This is a genomic window from Micromonospora sp. NPDC004704 (assembly GCF_053601675.1).
The window spans coordinates 62,382-78,980 of the sequence record NZ_JBSGCD010000023.1 but is presented as its reverse complement, the minus strand read 5'-3'; the positions used below and the strand labels follow the sequence as shown (position 1 = coordinate 78,980).

General features: G+C 72.3%; 12 protein-coding genes. 10 read left to right on the top strand and 2 right to left on the bottom strand.

Features of this window, described 5'->3' with window-relative positions; translation table 11 throughout:
* Positions 1 to 85: 85 nt before the first annotated feature.
* The 4 genes from ACWEFB_RS26615 to ACWEFB_RS26600 all read left to right on the top strand — a co-directional run bounded on the left by ACWEFB_RS26615 (position 86) and on the right by ACWEFB_RS26600 (position 3,347).
* Positions 86 to 1,015 (top strand): tryptophan 2,3-dioxygenase, encoded by a 930-nt coding sequence (locus ACWEFB_RS26615; protein ID WP_452289630.1) that lies wholly within the window; start codon positions 86 to 88, stop codon positions 1,013 to 1,015.
* A 56-nt stretch (positions 1,016 to 1,071) separates the two neighbouring features.
* Positions 1,072 to 2,343 (top strand): kynureninase, encoded by a 1,272-nt coding sequence (gene kynU, locus ACWEFB_RS26610; RefSeq protein ID WP_452289628.1) that lies wholly within the window; start codon positions 1,072 to 1,074, stop codon positions 2,341 to 2,343.
* 271 nt (positions 2,344 to 2,614) lie between these two features.
* Positions 2,615 to 2,929, top strand: a complete 315-nt coding sequence (ctaJ, locus tag ACWEFB_RS26605) for an aa3-type cytochrome oxidase subunit CtaJ (RefSeq protein ID WP_442791972.1) — start codon at positions 2,615 to 2,617, stop codon at positions 2,927 to 2,929.
* A 7-nt stretch (positions 2,930 to 2,936) separates the two neighbouring features.
* Positions 2,937 to 3,347, top strand: a complete 411-nt coding sequence (locus ACWEFB_RS26600; protein ID WP_452289694.1) for a DUF5130 family protein — start codon at positions 2,937 to 2,939, stop codon at positions 3,345 to 3,347.
* Between the two features lie 83 nt (positions 3,348 to 3,430).
* On the opposite strand, the gene pepN is transcribed toward ACWEFB_RS26600, so the two are convergent.
* Positions 3,431 to 5,980 (bottom strand): aminopeptidase N, encoded by a 2,550-nt coding sequence (gene pepN, locus ACWEFB_RS26595; protein ID WP_452289626.1) that lies wholly within the window; start codon positions 5,978 to 5,980, stop codon positions 3,431 to 3,433.
* 240 nt (positions 5,981 to 6,220) lie between these two features.
* On the opposite strand from pepN, the gene ACWEFB_RS26590 reads away from it, so the two are divergent.
* The 6 genes from ACWEFB_RS26590 to ACWEFB_RS26565 all read left to right on the top strand — a co-directional run bounded on the left by ACWEFB_RS26590 (position 6,221) and on the right by ACWEFB_RS26565 (position 12,595).
* Positions 6,221 to 6,826 carry a DsbA family protein gene (locus ACWEFB_RS26590; RefSeq protein ID WP_326563179.1) on the top strand — a complete coding sequence of 202 codons (606 nt, stop codon included), beginning with the start codon at positions 6,221 to 6,223 and terminating at the stop codon, positions 6,824 to 6,826.
* Positions 6,827 to 6,965: 139 nt separating this feature from the next.
* Positions 6,966 to 7,214, top strand: coding sequence for a hypothetical protein (locus tag ACWEFB_RS26585; RefSeq protein ID WP_326556144.1), 249 nt, complete (start codon positions 6,966 to 6,968; stop codon positions 7,212 to 7,214).
* A 74-nt stretch (positions 7,215 to 7,288) separates the two neighbouring features.
* Positions 7,289 to 8,488 carry a DUF1015 family protein gene (locus tag ACWEFB_RS26580; RefSeq protein ID WP_452289624.1) on the top strand — a complete coding sequence of 400 codons (1,200 nt, stop codon included), beginning with the start codon at positions 7,289 to 7,291 and terminating at the stop codon, positions 8,486 to 8,488.
* An 84-nt stretch (positions 8,489 to 8,572) separates the two neighbouring features.
* Complete coding sequence (locus ACWEFB_RS26575; RefSeq protein ID WP_326556146.1) at positions 8,573 to 9,043, top strand: ribose-5-phosphate isomerase; 471 nt, start codon at positions 8,573 to 8,575, stop codon at positions 9,041 to 9,043.
* A gap of 180 nt (positions 9,044 to 9,223) precedes the next feature.
* The gene (locus ACWEFB_RS26570; RefSeq protein WP_452289621.1) at positions 9,224 to 10,060 is read left to right on the top strand and encodes an ABC transporter ATP-binding protein; all 837 of its coding nucleotides are present in this window, start codon (positions 9,224 to 9,226) and stop codon (positions 10,058 to 10,060) included.
* Positions 10,061 to 10,063: 3 nt separating this feature from the next.
* Entirely contained in the window at positions 10,064 to 12,595 is a 2,532-nt protein-coding gene (locus ACWEFB_RS26565) for an FtsX-like permease family protein (RefSeq protein WP_452289619.1), read from the top strand.
* Positions 12,596 to 12,608: 13 nt separating this feature from the next.
* On the opposite strand, the gene ACWEFB_RS26560 is transcribed toward ACWEFB_RS26565, so the two are convergent.
* Positions 12,609 to 16,574, bottom strand: coding sequence for a S8 family serine peptidase (locus ACWEFB_RS26560; protein WP_452289692.1), 3,966 nt, complete (start codon positions 16,572 to 16,574; stop codon positions 12,609 to 12,611).
* Positions 16,575 to 16,599: the final 25 nt, after the last annotated feature.

Genomic DNA, 16,599 nt, shown 5'->3' with positions numbered 1-16,599 from the left:
CGGCATTCCGTACGAGCCCTCGCCGGAGAGATCATGACGCTGGGCCGACGGGACGCGATGCCGACGGACGGAAAGGGGACTGGCGATGGGGCACACGGAGAGCGGGGCAGCGGCGGTGGCGACGACCGGGGACCCGGTACCGACCGGCGCGGTGATCCGTACGGTGAACGCCGACGAGCGGGCCGCCCGGGCGGTTGCCAACGCGGGCGAGCCGACGCTGGAGTTCGCCGACCGGACGCCGTACGACGCGTACGTGCACGCCAGCACCCTGCACACGTTGCAGCAGACGCTGAGCAAGGACCCGGGCGAGATGTCGTTCCTGATGATCAGCCAGATCATGGAGCTCTACTTCGGGCTGACCTGCTTCGAACTGCGCGAGACCCGGGAGCGGCTGCGCGACGACGACGTCTGGGGCGCCCTGCCCTCGCTGCGCCGGGCGGCGCTGCACCTGGAGGGGCTGAACGCGGCCTGGCACGGCCTGCGCTGGATGACCCCGGCCGACTTCAACAAGTTCCGCGACCTGCTCGGCGAGGGCTCCGGTTTCCAGTCCGCGATGTACCGCCAACTGGAGTTCCTGCTCGGCCTGAAGACCGCCTCGCTGGTCCGCCCGTTCCGCCGCCAGCCGGCCGTGTACGAGGCCCTGGTCGACGCCCTGCACGCCCCGAGCCTCTGGGACGAGGTCCTGGTGCTGCTCGACCGCCGCGGCTTCGACCTGCCGGCGGCGTTGCTCGACCGGGACCTCACCGAGCCGGCCGAGCCGGACCCGGCGGTCGAGTTGGCCTGGGTCGAGATCTACCGGGACACCGGCCCGGACAACCACCTGCGGATGCTCGGCGAGGCGCTGGCCGAGGTCGGCGAGCAGTTCGGCGACTGGCGTTACCAGCACCTGAAGGCGACCCAGCGGGCGATGGGCGCGAAGGCCGGCACCGGCGGCTCGGGCGGCGTGGCCTGGCTGCAACGGAGCATGGCCCGTACGGTCTTTCCCGAGCTGTGGTCGGCCCGGACGCTGATGTGACGAGCGCCCGACCGACCGGGTACCGGAACCACCCCTTTCGTGAAGTGGACGCACAGATGCACGCTGCCGAAGAAGAAGCCCACCGTCTCGACGCCGCCGATCCGGGGCACCGGGACCTGTTCCTGATCCCGCCGGCCGAGGGCGGCCGGTACGCCGACAGCGCGTACCTGGTTGGCAACTCCCTCGGTCTGCAGCCCCGGGCGACCCGTACCGAGCTGCTGGAGGAGCTGGACAAGTGGGCGGGGTTGGCGATCGAGGGCCACTTCGAGGGGGCCCGCCCCTGGACGCCGTACGTCGGTCTGCTCACCGGCCCGGCCGCGCGACTGGTCGGCGCGCTCCCGGCGGAGACCGTGGTGATGAACACCCTCACGGTCAACCTGCACCTGCTGATGGTCTCGTTCTACCGGCCTTCCGGCGCCCGCACCCGGATCGTCATCGAGGACACCGCGTTCCCCTCGGACAGCTACGCGGTCCGCAGCCAGGCCGCCTTCCACGGCCTCGACCCCGACGACACGGTGGTACGGCTGCGGGCCCGACCGGGCGAGGAGAACCTGCGCACCTCCGACGTGCTCGACTACCTCGACCGGGAGGGTGACCGGGTCGCCCTGGTGCTGCTCGGCGGGGTGAACTACCTCACCGGCGAGCTGATGGACATCGAGGCGATCACCCGGGCCGGTCACGCCGCCGGTGCGGTGGTGGGCTGGGACCTCGCCCACGCCGCCGGCAACGTGCCGCTGCACCTGCACGACTGGGAGGTGGACTTCGCCGCCTGGTGCACGTACAAGTACCTGAACTCGGGGCCGGGGTCGGTGGGCGCCGCGTTCGTCCACGAACGGCACCTCGGCAAAACCGACCTGCCCCGGTTCGACGGCTGGTGGGGCAACGAGCCGGCGACCCGGTTCGAGATGACGGCGGAGATCCGGCCGCCGGCCACCGCCGACGCCTGGCAGATCTCCAACCCGCCGATCCTCGCCATGGGCCCGGTCCGGACCTCGCTGGAACTCTTCGACTCCGTCGGCATGGCCGCGCTGCGCGAACGGAGCATCCGGTTGACCGCGTACGCCGAACGCCTGCTCGACGAGGTGGTCGCGACCCGGCCGATCAGCGTCCTGACCCCGCGCGACCCGCAACGACGCGGCGCCCAGCTCTCCCTGCGGATCGGCCGGGGCAGCGCCGCCGACCTGGCCCGACGGCTCCGGTTCGAGCACGGTGTGTTCACCGACTCACGCGAGCCGGACGTGATCCGGGCCGCACCGGTTCCGCTCTACTCGACGTACCACGACTGCTGGCGGCTTGCCGACGCGCTCGCCCGTACGGTCGGGGAGTAGACCGGCCGGGCGGTATCGCCTCGCCTGCCGGGCGGTGTCCGGTTGCCCGCTATCCGCGCAAAACCCGTCCACGGTACGGCGACGAGGGCCGATCCACGCTCTCGCCGCCGTACCGCACGCAGGTCAGCGGCGGGTGGGATCGCCACCCCGAGATACACGGCGCGCCGCACTCCGATACCGTTGACAACGTCTGAGTCGGAGCGGACCGGCAGCCTGGCCGCCCAACCCTGGGCCGGGTGTTTGGTCCCTATCACGCCTGGGAGCGTTGAGGTTGTCTGCTACCGAGCAGTGGACGGTTACCGACACCTTGCTGTATTTCGTCGGGATCCCGGCCGCCGTGGTGCTGGTGATCGCCGTGCTGGCGCTCGCCGGTAGCGGCGGACGGAGTGCTCGACGGTATCGGCCGGGACGGCCATTCGACTTCACCCCGGTCTGGTTCCTGTCCGCGCCGGAGAACCTGGCCGGATCGGCCGCCGCGGCCCTGCGGGCCAGCGGCCGGACCGCCGAGCTGACCGGCGCGGAGACCGAGACCACGGGTACGCCGAGTCAGGCGGGCACAACGGGAGGCGCAAGTGACCGCTGGTGAGCAGACCATGACGGAGTACAGCCCGGCGCAGCCGGAGCAGACCGGTCACCCGGACGTGCTCGACGGCCCGTTCTCGACCCGCCAACTGCTCCGCATCGACGAGGCCCTCCGCCTCGCCGACCAGGGCAGCGAGTTGACCTTCACGGTCTACGTCGGCGCCCTCGACGAGCCCGTACGCGAACACGCGGTGCGGCTGCTGGACCAGCTCGCCGAGCCGGACCGGTCGGTCCTGATCGCCGTCTCGCCGAACCAGCGGTTGCTGGAGGTGGTCACCGGCGCCGAGGCCCGCAAGCGGATCCCGGACCGGGACGCCAAGCTGGCCGCACTGTCCATGGTGGCCGCCTTCGGTGGCGGCGACCTGGCCGGCGGCATCATCAGCGGCCTCGACCAGCTCGCCAGCCGCGCCGGCAAGGCGTAGGGCAGACCCGCTACACCGTAGACAGAAGACCCGGCCTCGGCACCGAATCGAATCGGTGCCGAGGCCGGGTCTCTTCCGTCTGCTCAGGCGGTCGCGGCGTCGCGGGCCCGAGCCTTGATCGCCCGGACCACACCGTCGCGGCCCTCGGACACCAGCCGGCGCAACGGTGCCGGGTGGCCCTCCTGGGCCAACCACTCGTCGGTGGCGGCAACGGTGTCCGCGCTGACCTGGTAGGCCGGGTAGGCCAGGATGACGAACTCCTGGGCGGGCTCGCTGTCCCGGCTCGCCCACACCCGACCGAGCGCCTCGAAGTACCTGCTGGTGTACGCCGCACTCAGCTCCACCTGCGCCGGGTGCTGGAAGCCCTGCAACAGTGCCCGGCTGCGCCAGTTCGGCAGGATCTCGTCGCCGGTCAGCGACGCCCAGACCTCGGCCTTGTGCTCCGGGGTCGGCACCAGCGCACGGGTCAGCGCGGCCTCGCGCTCACCGCTCGCGGTCCGGTCACCGGCCAGCTCGGCGTCGATCTCGGGGATGCCGGCGGCACCGGTGGCGACCAGGGCCCGCAGCAGGGTCCACCGCAGCTCGGTGTCGATGGCCAGCCCCTGCGGCACGTCGGTGCCGTCGAGCCAGCCGCGCAGCGTGGCCAGGTCCTCCTCGGACCGGGCCGCGGAGGCGTAGGCCCGGGCCCAGGCGAGCTGGAGTCCGCTGCCCGGTTCGGCCAGCCGGACCGCGGTCCTGGCCGTACGCGCCAGGTCCGCCCAACCGGTGGGTGCCCAGTCCGGGTCGGCGTACATGGCAAGCGTGCTGGCGGCCTGACGCAGGGTCTGGGTGACCAGGTTGATGTCGCTCTCGGCGGGCAGCCCGGCCAGCACCAGCGCGACGTAGTCGCGGCCGGACAACTCGGCGTCGCGCACCATGTCCCAGGCGGCGGCCCAGCACAGCGCCCGGGGCAGGGACGACTCGAACGCGCTGACGTGCTGCACCACGGTTGCCATCGAGCGCTCGTCGAGGCGCAGCTTGGCGTAGGTCAGGTCGTCGTCGTTGAGCAGCAGCACGTCCGGCGCCGCCACCCCGGCGAGCTGGGTCAGCTCGGTGGCCTCACCGGACACGTCGACCTCGAGCCGGTCCCGCCGGACCAGCCGGCCGTCGCGCAGGTCGTACAGGCCGACCCCGATCCGGTGCGTACGCAGGGTCGGGTAGTCGGCGGGGGCCTCCTGGCGTACGACGACCCGCTGGTAGGTGCCGTCGGTGGCGATCTCCACCTCGGGGCGCAGCGTGTTGACCTGCGCCGTCTCCAACCACTGGGCGGCGAACTTGCGCAGCTCCCGGCCGGAGGCCGTCTCCAGTTCGGAGAGCAGGTCGTCGAAGGTGGCGTTGCCCCAGGCGTACCGGCCGAAGTAGCTGCGCAGACCGGCCCGGAACGGCTCCTCGCCCACGTACGCGACGAGCTGCTTGAGCACGCTGGCGCCCTTGGCGTACGTGATTCCGTCGAAGTTGACCTCGACCGCCTCCAGGTCGGGCATCTCGCAGTAGACCGGGTGGGTCGAGGAGAGCTGGTCCTGCCGGTAGCCCCAGTTCTTCCGGATGGACAGGAAGGTGGTCCACGCGTCGGAGAACCGGGTGGCGTGCGTGTTGGCCCAGTGGCTGGCCCACTCGGCGAACGACTCGTTCAGCCACAGGTCGTTCCACCAGCGCATGGTGACCAGGTTGCCGAACCACATGTGGGCCAGCTCGTGCAGGATCGTGTTCGCCCGCTGCTCGTACTCGAAGTCGGTGACCTGGGAGCGGAAGATGTAGTGCGTCTCCGAGTGGGTGACGCAGCCGAAGTTCTCCATCGCACCGGCGTTGAAGTCGGGCACCCAGAGCTGGTCGTACTTGGGCAGCGGGTAGCGGACCCCGAACTGCTCGTGGAAGAAGTCGAAGCCCTGCGTGGTGATCAGGTGCAGGTCGTCGGCGTCCATGTGCTCGGCCATGCTGGCCCGGCAGTAGTAACCCATGCTGATGCCGTCGTGGCTGTACCGGACCTCGTGGTACGGGCCGGCGCAGAGCGCGGTGATGTAGGTGCTCATCCGGGCCGACTCGGCAAAGTGGACGGTCTTCGTCGCGCCGCCGTCGGTCTCCTCGGCGGTCACCGGCATGTTCGAGATGGCCCGCCAGTGCACCGGGACGGTGGCGTGCCAGGTGTAGACGCTCTTCAGGTCGGGCTGGTCGAAGCAGGCGAACACCCGCTGGGCGTCGGCCGTCTCGAACTGGCTGTAGAGGTAGGTCTCGCCGTCCACCGGGTCGACGCTGCGGTGCAGACCCTGCCCGCTCGCGGAGTAGAGGAAGTCGGCGTCGACGACCAGGGTGTTCTCGGCCGCCAGGTCGGTCAGGGTGAGGCCCGTCTCGGCGGACCAGGTGCCCAGGTCGACGGGCGTGCCGTTCAGGGTGGCGGTGCGGACCGAGTCCGCGGCCACCTCGATGAAGGTGCCGGCACCCGGCTCGGCGCAACGGAACCTGACCTCGGTCACCGAACGGAAGGTGCGATTGTCGGCGGCCTGGCCGCCGGAGGTCAGATCCAGGCTGATGTCATACCCGGTGACGTCGAGCAGGCGGGCCCGCTCGGTCGCCTCGACCTGGGTAAGGTTGCGCACTCCCGGCACGTTTAGTCTCCATCCGCAGTTCGCCCGCTGTCCCCACTGACAGCGAAGATCCACCCCCGGTGGCTCCCGTCGAGTGTTTCACGTAGGGGAGCGGGCGGGGGTGGTCCAACTCACGGTCTCATCTCGGTGCTGTTCCGGTACCCCCGGGGTGAAGATTTGTTCAGGTGGGAGGCAATCCGCCTTTTTTGAATAGTGAAGGAGGTCGCCGTGCCCGAGCGCGCGAGCGTCACGATGTACTTCGATCCGGCCTGCCCCTGGGCCTGGATGACCTCCCGCTGGCTGCTGGAGGTGGAGCAGGTCCGCCCGGTCGACGTCGAATTCCGGGTGATGAGCCTGGCCGTGCTCAACGAGGGCCGGGACGAGCTGCCGGAAACCTACCGGGAATTCCTCAAGACGGCGTGGGGTCCGGTGCGTCTCTGCATCGCCGTCGAACAGAAGTACGGCCAGAAGGCGGTGCGGGACCTCTACACCGCGCTCGGCAACCGGATTCACCCCGGCGGCGAGAAGCGCGGCCCGGCGCTGTACGAGGCCGCCCTCGCCGACGTCGGCCTGGACCCGTCGCTCGCCGCCGCCGCCGACTCGACCGAGTACGACGAGGCGCTGCGCGCCAGCCACGAGGCCGGCATGCGTCCGGTCGGCAACGACGTCGGCACCCCGGTGATTCACGCCCCCGGCCCGGTCGACGGCGAGACGGTCGCCTTCTTCGGCCCGGTTGTCACCCCGGCCCCCAAGGGCGACGCGGCCGGACGGCTCTGGGACGGCGTGCTCCTGGTCGCCGGCACCCCCGGCTTCTACGAGCTGAAGCGCTCCCGCACCATCGGCCCGATCTTCGACTGACCGGTACGGCCCGGTCCGCCCGGCGGCACCGGGTGGCTCGGCGGTACGGCGTGACCGGGCGGCGGCTCCACTCGTTGGACCCAACGTCCGTGGCGGTGGTAGCCCCGCCCGGTCACGCCGACTCACCGGAGAGACCCCGATGCCCAAGCACGACCATGATCGTGAGCAGCAGACCGCCCCGACACCCGAGGTGGTGGCCCGGAACCTGGGCGGCGCCTACTGGTCGGTGGACCTCCGGTCGCCGGCACTGCCCGAGCACCTGGCGGATCTGGTCGCCCCGCCGATCGTGGTCGGGGCCGCGCCCGTACCGGCCAGTGCGCTGGTGGCGATGTCGCCCGTGGCACGTCGTCGGGGCGGCCGGCACCGCCGTACCGCACCCACCGGCTGAGGCCCGCCCAGCCGGTGGACACCCGCGGGGGATCCACGCTCCGCGCTCCCGGTGGCCCGGTAGCGTCACCGGGCATGACGGTCGTACACCCGATCAACCGGGCCTGGATCACCACCGGCGGCACCGGGGCGCAGAACTACGACGAGTTCGCCGACGACGCGGAGATCACCGCGATCATCGAGGCCAACCCACACAGCGCCCTCGCCATCGAGATGCCCCACCGGGCGCCGGAGAGCCTCGGTCGCTCCTTCGCCGAGGCCCTGCCCGAGGCGGTCGCCCGGCTGGCCGAGGCGAAGGCCGACGGCAGCTACACCCCGGCCGACCGGGTGGTGGTGCTCTACCGGATCAGCTCACCGGTCGACGAGCCCGGTTACGGGCTGTTCGCCCTGGTCGACACCGACGAGATCTCCACCAGCGCGGACGAGCCGGGGCTGGTGATCCGTAACGAGGACGTCTTCATCGCCAAGGTCCGGGAGCGGGTGGCGCTCGCCGAGGCGACCGGGCACCTGCTCTCACCCGTACTGCTGCTCCAGACCGGGCGTGGCGACGAGCTGCACGCCGCGCTCGCGGCGGCGACCGACGCGGCCGGGGCGCCCGCGGCGACCGACACCGACCAGGCCGGGCGGACGCACGCCATCTGGCTGCTCGGACCGGGACCGGCCCAGGACGAACTGTGCGCGTTGGCCGGTGCCGGTGAACTGGTCGTCGCGGACGGCAACCACCGCAGCCTGGCCGCACAGACCGGCGGCCTCCCGCGTTTCCTCAGCGTGATCACCACCCCGGCGTCGGTGGCGATCCAGCCCTACAACCGGCTGGTCAGCGAGCTGACCAGCAGCGCGGAGGACCTGCTCGGGCGGCTGCGGGAGGCGGGCGCCCGGATCGAACCGGTCGCCGGACCACCGGCGGTACCGGCGGCCGGCGAACCGGTCCAGCTCTACCTCGCCGGTCAGGCCTACACGGTCACCCTGCCGGCCGGTCCGGGCAACGTGGTGGAGAACCTCGACCACGCCCTGGTCGAGCGGGTGCTGCTGCGCGACGCACTCGGGCTGGATCCGGGCGACAAGCGGATCACGTACGTCGGCGGCGACTACCCGGCGCAGTGGCTGGCCACCGAGGTCGACTCCGGTCGGGCGGAGCTCGCCGTCCTGATCGCCCCGGTGACCGTGGACGACTTCGTGGCGGTGAACCTGGCCAGGCAGAAGATGCCCCGCAAGAGCACCTGGTTCACCCCGAAGGCCCGTGGTGGCCTGGTGCTGGCGGAGCTGAAGGCATGAGCCGGGCGGGTGCGGGTGTGAGCCGCGCCGGCTTGTCGGCGCCTGCGCGTCGCCACCCCGGTGCGGGCTGAGAGACTGCCTGTCATGCGCGTCTACCTGGGATCCGACCACGCCGGCTTCGAGTTGAAGGTGCACCTGGTCAACCACCTGGCCAAGCAGGGCTACGAGGTGGTTGACGTGGGTCCGCACGTGTTCGACCCGGACGACGACTACCCGGCCTTCTGCCTGCACACCGGCGACAACGTGGTCGACGACCCGGACAGCCTCGGGGTGGTCATCGGCGGCTCCGGCAACGGCGAGCAGATCGCCGCGAACAAGGTCGCCGGGGTACGCGCGGCGCTGGCCTGGAGCGTCGAGACGGCTCAGCTCTCCCGGCAGCACAACGACGCGAACGTGGTCGCGGTCGGTGCCCGGCAGCACACCCTGGACGAGGCGACCGCGATCGTGGAGGCGTTCCTCACCACCCCGTTCTCCGGCAACGAGCGGCACGCCCGGCGGATCGAACAGGTCACCGAGTACGAGGAGACCGGCGCCCTGCCGCACCTGCCGTCCTGACCCCCGCCCGTACACCCGAACCGAGGCCGGTGGCCGTTGGAGCAGCATCGCTCCGGCGGCCACCGCTTGTTGGTGGTGCCTGCGCTACCCCGGATGGGCAGTGGGCTTCATTGAGGCGGGTCGCTGACCTCCATACCGTCAGGGAGTCCCCAGTGAGACTCTCTCCGGAAGGCACCCGCCATGTCAGCGACCTCGACCGACGATGCGGTCAGCATCGAACGTGTCAGCAAGACGTACGGCGGTGAGCAGCCGGTCGTGGCGCTGGCCGACGTCGACGTCCGGTTCCTCCGAGGGACTGCGACGGCGGTGATGGGCCCGTCCGGCTCCGGCAAGAGCACCCTGCTGCACTGCGCGGCGGGCCTGGACCGGCCCACCTCGGGCCGGGTACGGATCGGCGCCACCGACCTGTCGTCCATGTCCGAGAAGCAGCTGACCAAGCTGCGCCGCAGCCGGATCGGGTTCGTGTTCCAGGCGTTCAACCTGGTGGGTGCGCTGACCGTGGAGCAGAACATCCTGCTGCCGTCGCGGCTGTCGGGCCACCGGCCGGACCGGGCGTGGCTGGACGAGGTGATCGGACGGGTGGGCCTCGGCGACCGGCTGCGGCACCGGCCGTCGGAGCTCTCCGGTGGCCAGCAGCAGCGGGTCGCGATCGCCCGGGCCCTGGTCGGCCGACCCGAGGTGATCTTCTGTGACGAACCGACCGGTGCGCTCGACACGCAGACCGCGGCGGAGGTCCTGACATTGCTGCGAGCGGTGGTCGACGAGGCCGGGCAGACCGTCATCATGGTGACCCACGACCCGGTCGCCGCGTCCTACGCCGACCGGGTCGTGGTCCTCGCCGACGGCCGGATCGTGCAGGACATGCCGCAGCCCGGCGCCGAGCGGATCGCCGAACAGTTGGCACTGCTCGGCCGCCGCCAGCCCGTCGCGGGCCAACAGCCCGTTGCCAGCCGGCAGCCCGCCGCAGGCCAACAGCCCGCCGTCAGCAGGCAGTCCGTCGCGAGCCGGGAGGGCTGAGTCGTGTTCGGACTGGCCGCGCAGATGCTGCGCTTCCGCAAGGGCAGTTTCGTGGCGACGTTCGTCGCGATCGCCGCCGGCATCATGATCCTGATGGTGTGCGGGCTGCTGGTGGAATCGGGGCTGCGCTACCACGGCCTGCCCCAGCGGTACGCCGGCACGGTCGCCGTCGTCGCCCACCGCGACCTCACGGTGCCCGGGCCGGAGATGTTCGGCGAGACCGAGCCCCCCACCACGGTGGCGCTCCCCGAACGCGGCGGCGTCCCGGACTCGCTGGTCGAGTCGATCGCGGCGGTGCCCGGCGTGGCCGGTGCCGTGGGTGATCGTTCGATCGTGGCCACGCTGGCGGCGTCGCCAGGGTTGCCGACCGCCGGCCACGGCTGGGGGAGTGCCGCCCTTGCCCCGTACCGGGTGGTCTCCGGCACGCCACCACGGTCGGACGGTGAGATCGCCGTAGACGCCCGGCTCGCCGCCGGCGGGGGACTCGGTCCGGGCGACACCACGACCGTCATCACCGGTGGGAGCACCCACGAGTACCGGGTGACCGGTGTTGTCGACACGGCCGGCGCGGACGGCCGGACAGCGGCACTGTTCTTCACCGATGCGCAGGCGGCCCGGCTCGACCCGCACCCGGGCCGGGTCGACGCGATCGGCGTGCTCGCCGAGCCGGGCGCCGACCGGTCGGCCGTGATCGCGGCGGTGCGCCGGGTGGCGGCCGACGCGGAGGCGAAGACGTACACGGGGGTCGAGCGGGGGCTGGCCGAGCAGCCCGAGGCGGCAGCCGCGCGGGCGCTGACCGTGGAGGCCGGCTCCGCGTTCGGCGGCTACGCCGCGATGATCATCATCTTCGTGGTCGCCGGGACGGTCGGCCTGTCGGTCCGGCACCGCCGTCGCGACCTCGCCCTGCTGCGGGCGATCGCGGCGACCCCCGGCCAGGTACGGCTCATGATCCTCGGCGAGGTGGGCCTGCTCAGCCTGCTTGCCGCCGTGGTCGGCGTACCCGCCGGTTTGGCCGCCACCGCCTGGACCAGGGACCAGCTCGTGACCCGGGGGTTCGTCCCCGACACCTTCACCGTGCGCGGCGGCGTCCTGTCCGCGCTGGCGGTGACCGTGGCGGTGGCCGCCGTCGCGCTGGTCTCCGCCTGGATCGCCGCGCTGCGTACCACCCGGATCCGGCCCACCGAGGCGCTGGGTGAGGCGGCCGTCGAGCCGGCCCGGGGCGGCCGGACCCGGCTCGTGTCCGGACTGGTGTTCCTGGCCGGTGGGGTGTCCCTGATCGGTCTCACCGGCGCCACCGACGGCCAGACCGCGATGGGCGCCGCGGTGGGCATGCTGTACACGTTCGTGCTGGCGATCGCGCTCCTCGCCCCGTGGATCAACCAGGCCGCCGCCCGGCTGCTCGCGCCGGTCCTGGGAACCGTCTGGGGAAACAGCGGATACCTTGCGGCGGCGAACATGCGGGCGAACGCGCGCGGCATGGTCGCCGTGCTGACCGCGTTGGTCCTCTCCGTCGGGTTCGGCGGCACGGTCTGGTTCCTCCAGGACAACCTGGAACGCCAGACGGTGCTCCAGAGCCGGGACGGCACGCTCGCCCAGCAGGCGCTGATCGGCGGCGGCGGTCTGCCCGCGTCGGCCGCCGCCGAAGCCCGCCGGATTCCGGGGGTGCTCGCCGCGACCGGGGTACGCCGCACGTCGGTGATCGTGCCCAACACGTTCGAGGCCCAGGCGGTGGTCGCCCAGGGCATCGACCCCCGGGGTGCGGACCAGACCATGGACCTGCGGGTACGGTCGGGAACCCTCGCCGACCTGCGTACCGACACCGTGGCGGTGTCCAGCTCGCAGGCGGAGTCGTCGGGCTGGCGGCTCGGCGGCGACGCGCGACTGTGGCTCGGCGACGGCACACCGGTCACCCTGCGGATCGTCGCGATCTACGACCGGGGCTGGGGATTCGGTGACGTCACCCTGAGCACCGAGACGCTCGCCGGCCACACCGTGACCGGCCTCGACGACCACGTCCTGATCCGTACCGCACCGGGCGCCGACGTCGGCGCGGCCCTGGCCGACCTCGCCGGTGAATACCCGGCGAGCACCGTGGTCGGCACCGACCGGCTCACCGGTGAACTCGCCCGGGACCTGGCGATCAGCGCCTGGCTGAACAAGCTGCTGATCACCGTGCTGGTCGGGTACGCGGTCCTCGCGGCGGCCAACACGCTGAGCATGGCGGCCCTGGCCCGTACCCGCGAGCTGTCCCTGCTGCGGCTGGTCGGGGTGACCCGAGGCCAGGTGAGGCGGATGGTCCACGCCGAACAGGCCGGCCTGCTCGGCGTGGCGATCTCCATCGGTGCGGCGATCGCGGCGGTCACCCTCTCCTCGATCGTCAACGCCGTCGCCGGGCAGCGCATCCCGTACGTGCCGGCCCCCGGCTGGATCACCATCGTCGCCGGCACAGTCACTCTCGCGCTGGTCGCCACGATGCTGCCGATCGGCCGGGTGCTGCGTACGCCGCCGGTCGAGGGGATGGGCATCCGTGAGTAGGCCCCCCGGTCCGTCAGAGGCCGCCGACGCGGGTTCCGCAGGGGCGTACCGGGTCCAGGGTGAAGTCGACCGTCGAGACCAGGCCGGCGGTCACCACCTGCCGCTTGCCCTGCGGCTTCCATCCGTCCCGGGCGACGATCATGTCGTACCGGCCCCGGGGCAGCCAGATCGCGTACCGGCCCTGGTCGTCGGCGCTCACCGTGTAGCCGGTGCCCGGATCGCTGGCCAGGTTGATCTGCACGGTCGCCGGCACCGGCACCGGGTCGCCCGTACAGGGTTGGCCGAGCACGGTGCCCTGGATCTTGCCCCAGTTCGGTGGCGGCGCGACGTTCGTCCGGATCGCCACGGTCGGCGTCGGGTAGGGGACGTCCGCCCGGATCCCGACCGCCGCGGCGTAGCCGCCCGGTTGGTCGACCCCGTTCGCCGGGGTGGCGGTCAGGCCGACCGTCACCACCTTCGACTCGCCCGGTGCCAGGGCGAAGGCGCCCGGCGCCAGGGCCAACCACGGTACGTCGAGGTTCTCGTCACAGGACTCCATCCCGCCGAGCCGTTCCGCCTCCCCGGACGGCTCCCACGGTTGCGGCATCCCGCCGAGCTTGTACGCCCCGCACGCCCCCGCACCCCGGTACTGCGCGAACTGCGACGAGGGCAGCTCCCGCCAGCTACCCAGCGCCGGGTTGTACGCGATGGTGCGGTTGGTGATCGCGTCCTGGTCGGCGAGGATCCCACCGTTGATCACCAGCAGCCCACCAGCGGCGGCGTACTGGGAGCCCCAGAGGGCCACCGGTGGTACGGGCAACGGGGTCCAGGCGTCGGTCGCCGGGTCGTAGACGTACGCGTCGTTGGTCGGTTCGTCGGCGCTGCCACCGGCGCAGTAGACCTTGCCCGCGACGCCTGCACAGGAGACCCAGGAGACCTCGCGGGGATAGGCGGCACCGGTGCGGAACTCCTGCGTCGCCGGGTCGAAGATCACCAGATCGGCCGATCTTTCGCAGGACGCGTCGACACAGCCACCGACCAGGTAGACCCGGCCGTCGACGACCGCCGTGCCGGCGGCGGCCCGGGGCGCCGGGTTCGTCACCCCGGAAAGCCGCTGCCAGGTCCCGCCAGTGCTCAGGTTGTAGACGACGACGTCCGGCAGCGGGGGTGCGTTCCAGTCGTCCTCGTCCTCCTCCCAGCCGCCGACCACGTAGATCCTGTCGCCGTACACCGTCACCGACGGCTTGGCCCGTCCGATCGGCAGGTCCGGCAGGGGACTCCAGGTGTCGGCCGTCGGGTCGTACACCGTCACCTGGCGGGCGTTGCCGATCCCGATGCCACCGCCGACTGAATAGACCTTCCCGTCGAGCACCGCGGCAGCGTTGTCGAACCCGGCCGACGGCAGGTCGGCGATCCGTTGCCAGCTCTCGTCCTCCGCCGCCGTTCCGGTTCGTGGCGCGGTTCGCGCCCCGGCTCGGGGCGCGGCCGGGGAGGCGAACGGGCCCGGTCGGCTGATCCGGGAGGCCGTACTGACGCCGGTGAGCTTCCGTTCGACCAGTGCGGCGCCGGGCCGGGAGAGCAGGTCGAACGTGCCGGGCCGCTCCAACAGTTCCACCTGCGCCGGGGCGGTCCCGGTGTTGGTCACGGTCACCGTGGCGGTACGGGTGCTGCCGTACGGCTGGTGCACCTCGACACCGCCGGAGCTGACCGTGAGCCGGCCCGCCCGCAGCGCGAAGTCGGCCCGCCTGACGGCGTTCGCGACCACGGTCACCCCCGCACCCGCGGTGGCGTACGCCGACCGGCCGGCCCGGAACTGGAGGCTGCCGAGACGGTCGGAGAAGAGCCAGTAGAACCCGTCGGCGAGGTTCGGGTCGTCCGGGGTGGCCGCGGACAGCCCGTACGGGTGCCCGGGCAACCAGTCGGCCCGGATCACCCGGACGCCGTTGAGCGCCGTACCGGTGTTGTGGTCGGTGGTGAACCCGACGACCAGGCCGCCCGGCACCGGCTCGCACCCACCGGCGGCGGCGCGGTAACCGGGGGCGGTGCAGTCCGCGCCGACCGGCACGGCGATGTTCGCGGTCCGGCCCGTGGCGCCCACCTGGAGTGCGGTGGTGACCGGCGGGTAGCCGGGGTACCGGGCGGTGGTGGTGAGCTGGTAGGTGGTGCTGCCGGGCACGGTGAAGCTGAACGCGCCGGTGAACGGGTCGGTGAAGACCGGGCCGCCGGGACGGCCGGGGATGTCGATCGCGGCGTACAGCGGCCAGCGGTGGCCGGAGCCGTCGCTGACCCTGCCCGAGACGGTCACGGTCGGCGCCGCGACCAGGGCGAAGTCGCGGTTGACGGACCCGTCGACGGGAACGGTCACCGGCTCGGTCCGGGCGACGAAGCCGTACGCGGCGGCGGTCAGCCGGTGCTGACCGGCCGGCAGCGACAACACGTAGCGGCCGTCGGGGCCGGTGGTGACCGTGTGGTCGGCGGTGCTGACCGTGGCGCCGGCGATCGGGGCGCCGTCGGCCGCCGCGGTCACCGTCCCGGTGACCTGGCCGACCGGTCCGCGGGGGGCGGCCTTGACCGCCTGGTACGCGTTCAGCCGGCCCTCGCCGAAGGTGTTGTTGTCGTCCACGGTCCCGCCGCACTCGACCGAGTCCACGTCGGTGGCGGTGTTGTCGAGCAGCGCCTCGGTGGCGGCCAGGTCCCCGCGCAGCGTCGGCGACGCCGACCAGATCAGGGCCACCGTTCCGGCGACGTGCGGGGCCGCCATCGAGGTGCCGCTGAAGTAGGCGTACGCGTTGCCCGGCACGCTGGACCGGATCTCCTGCCCGGGGGCGGCGATGTTCGGCTTGATGCCGCCGTCGACCGTGGACGCGCCCCGGCTGGAGAAGTCGGCGATGCTGTTGTCGATGGCGTACGCACCGGCCGAGTAGGAGTTGGGGTAGTCGCCGGGGGAGCCGGCGGTGCCGCACTCGGGGCCGGCGTTGCCGTTGGAGAAGTTCGGGAAGATCCCGACCGCCCGCCAGGCGTCGACGGTGTCGGCGTACCAGCGGTCGCCGGAGCCGCCGCCCCACGAGTTGTTGACGATGTCGGCGTGCAGGTCGGGGCGGGGGTTCAGTCCGTTCGCGTCGGTCGGGGCGAGCACCCACTGACCGGCGGCGAGCAGCGAGGCGTCGGAGCAGCTACTGCTCTCGCAGCCCTTGGCGGCGATCCACTTCGCGCCGGGCGCGACCCCGATCTGGTTCTCCGGGCCGTCGTCGCCGACCATGGTCCCCATGGTGTGGCTGCCGTGCCCATCGTTGTCGCAGGGGTTGGCGTCGGGGCAGGCCTTGGCCGGGTCGTACCAGTTGTAGTTGTGGTCGAAGCTGCCGCCGCCGAGGTTGCCCCGGTACTTGCCGACCAGCGCCGGGTGTTCGTAGTCCACCCCCGTGTCGATGTTGGCGACCACGACGTCCGCACCCCGTACGCCCAACTCGTCCCAGACCCTCGGCGCTTCGATGCTGGTCAGACCCCACTCGGGGGCGTCGACCCCGGCCCGCGCGACCGGCTTCGCCGGTTTCGGCTCAACCAGCTCGTAGCTGCGCGACGGGGCGATCCGCTCGACCTCGGGGCGGGCCGCGATGGCGTCGACCAGCGCCCGGTCGCCCTCGACCCGGACCGTGTTGCTGATCCAGTACGCGGTGTGCCGGGCCTTCCGGTTGCCCAGCTCGGCGAGCAGGCCGCCCTGGGCGCTGCGGGCCGTGTCCGTGAGCCGGCGGTACACCTCGGCGGCCCTCACGTCCGGGTTGCCGAGCCGGGCCGCGCCGGTCAGATCGGCCCGCTCCCTCAGGTAGACCAGGAAGGTGGTGCTGGTACGGGTCGCCAGCGCGGCCGACACCTCCGGGCTGACCGGGGCCGCCGCTGTCCGCGTACCGGTGGCCACCGTTCGTCCGCCCGCCTCGGTACGGCCGGCCGGTTCTGCGCTGGCCTGCGCGGGCAGCGCCGTGACGGCGAGTACGGCGGCAAGCATCACGGCGTACGAGCGCCAGAGTCCA

Excerpts from the sequence above, each read along its gene's own strand:
- ACWEFB_RS26615 (WP_452289630.1), top strand. The coding sequence starts at position 86 with ATGGGGCACACGGAGAGCGGGGCAGCGGCGGTGGCGACGACCGGGGAC.
- kynU (WP_452289628.1), top strand. The coding sequence starts at position 1,072 with ATGCACGCTGCCGAAGAAGAAGCCCACCGTCTCGACGCCGCCGATCCG.
- ACWEFB_RS26600 (WP_452289694.1), top strand. The coding sequence starts at position 2,937 with ATGACGGAGTACAGCCCGGCGCAGCCGGAGCAGACCGGTCACCCGGAC.
- ACWEFB_RS26590 (WP_326563179.1), top strand. The coding sequence starts at position 6,221 with ATGTACTTCGATCCGGCCTGCCCCTGGGCCTGGATGACCTCCCGCTGG.
- ACWEFB_RS26585 (WP_326556144.1), top strand. The coding sequence starts at position 6,966 with ATGCCCAAGCACGACCATGATCGTGAGCAGCAGACCGCCCCGACACCC.
- ACWEFB_RS26580 (WP_452289624.1), top strand. The coding sequence starts at position 7,289 with ATGACGGTCGTACACCCGATCAACCGGGCCTGGATCACCACCGGCGGC.
- ACWEFB_RS26575 (WP_326556146.1), top strand. The coding sequence starts at position 8,573 with ATGCGCGTCTACCTGGGATCCGACCACGCCGGCTTCGAGTTGAAGGTG.
- ACWEFB_RS26570 (WP_452289621.1), top strand. The coding sequence starts at position 9,224 with ATGTCAGCGACCTCGACCGACGATGCGGTCAGCATCGAACGTGTCAGC.
- ACWEFB_RS26560 (WP_452289692.1), bottom strand. The coding sequence starts at position 16,574 with ATGCTTGCCGCCGTACTCGCCGTCACGGCGCTGCCCGCGCAGGCCAGC.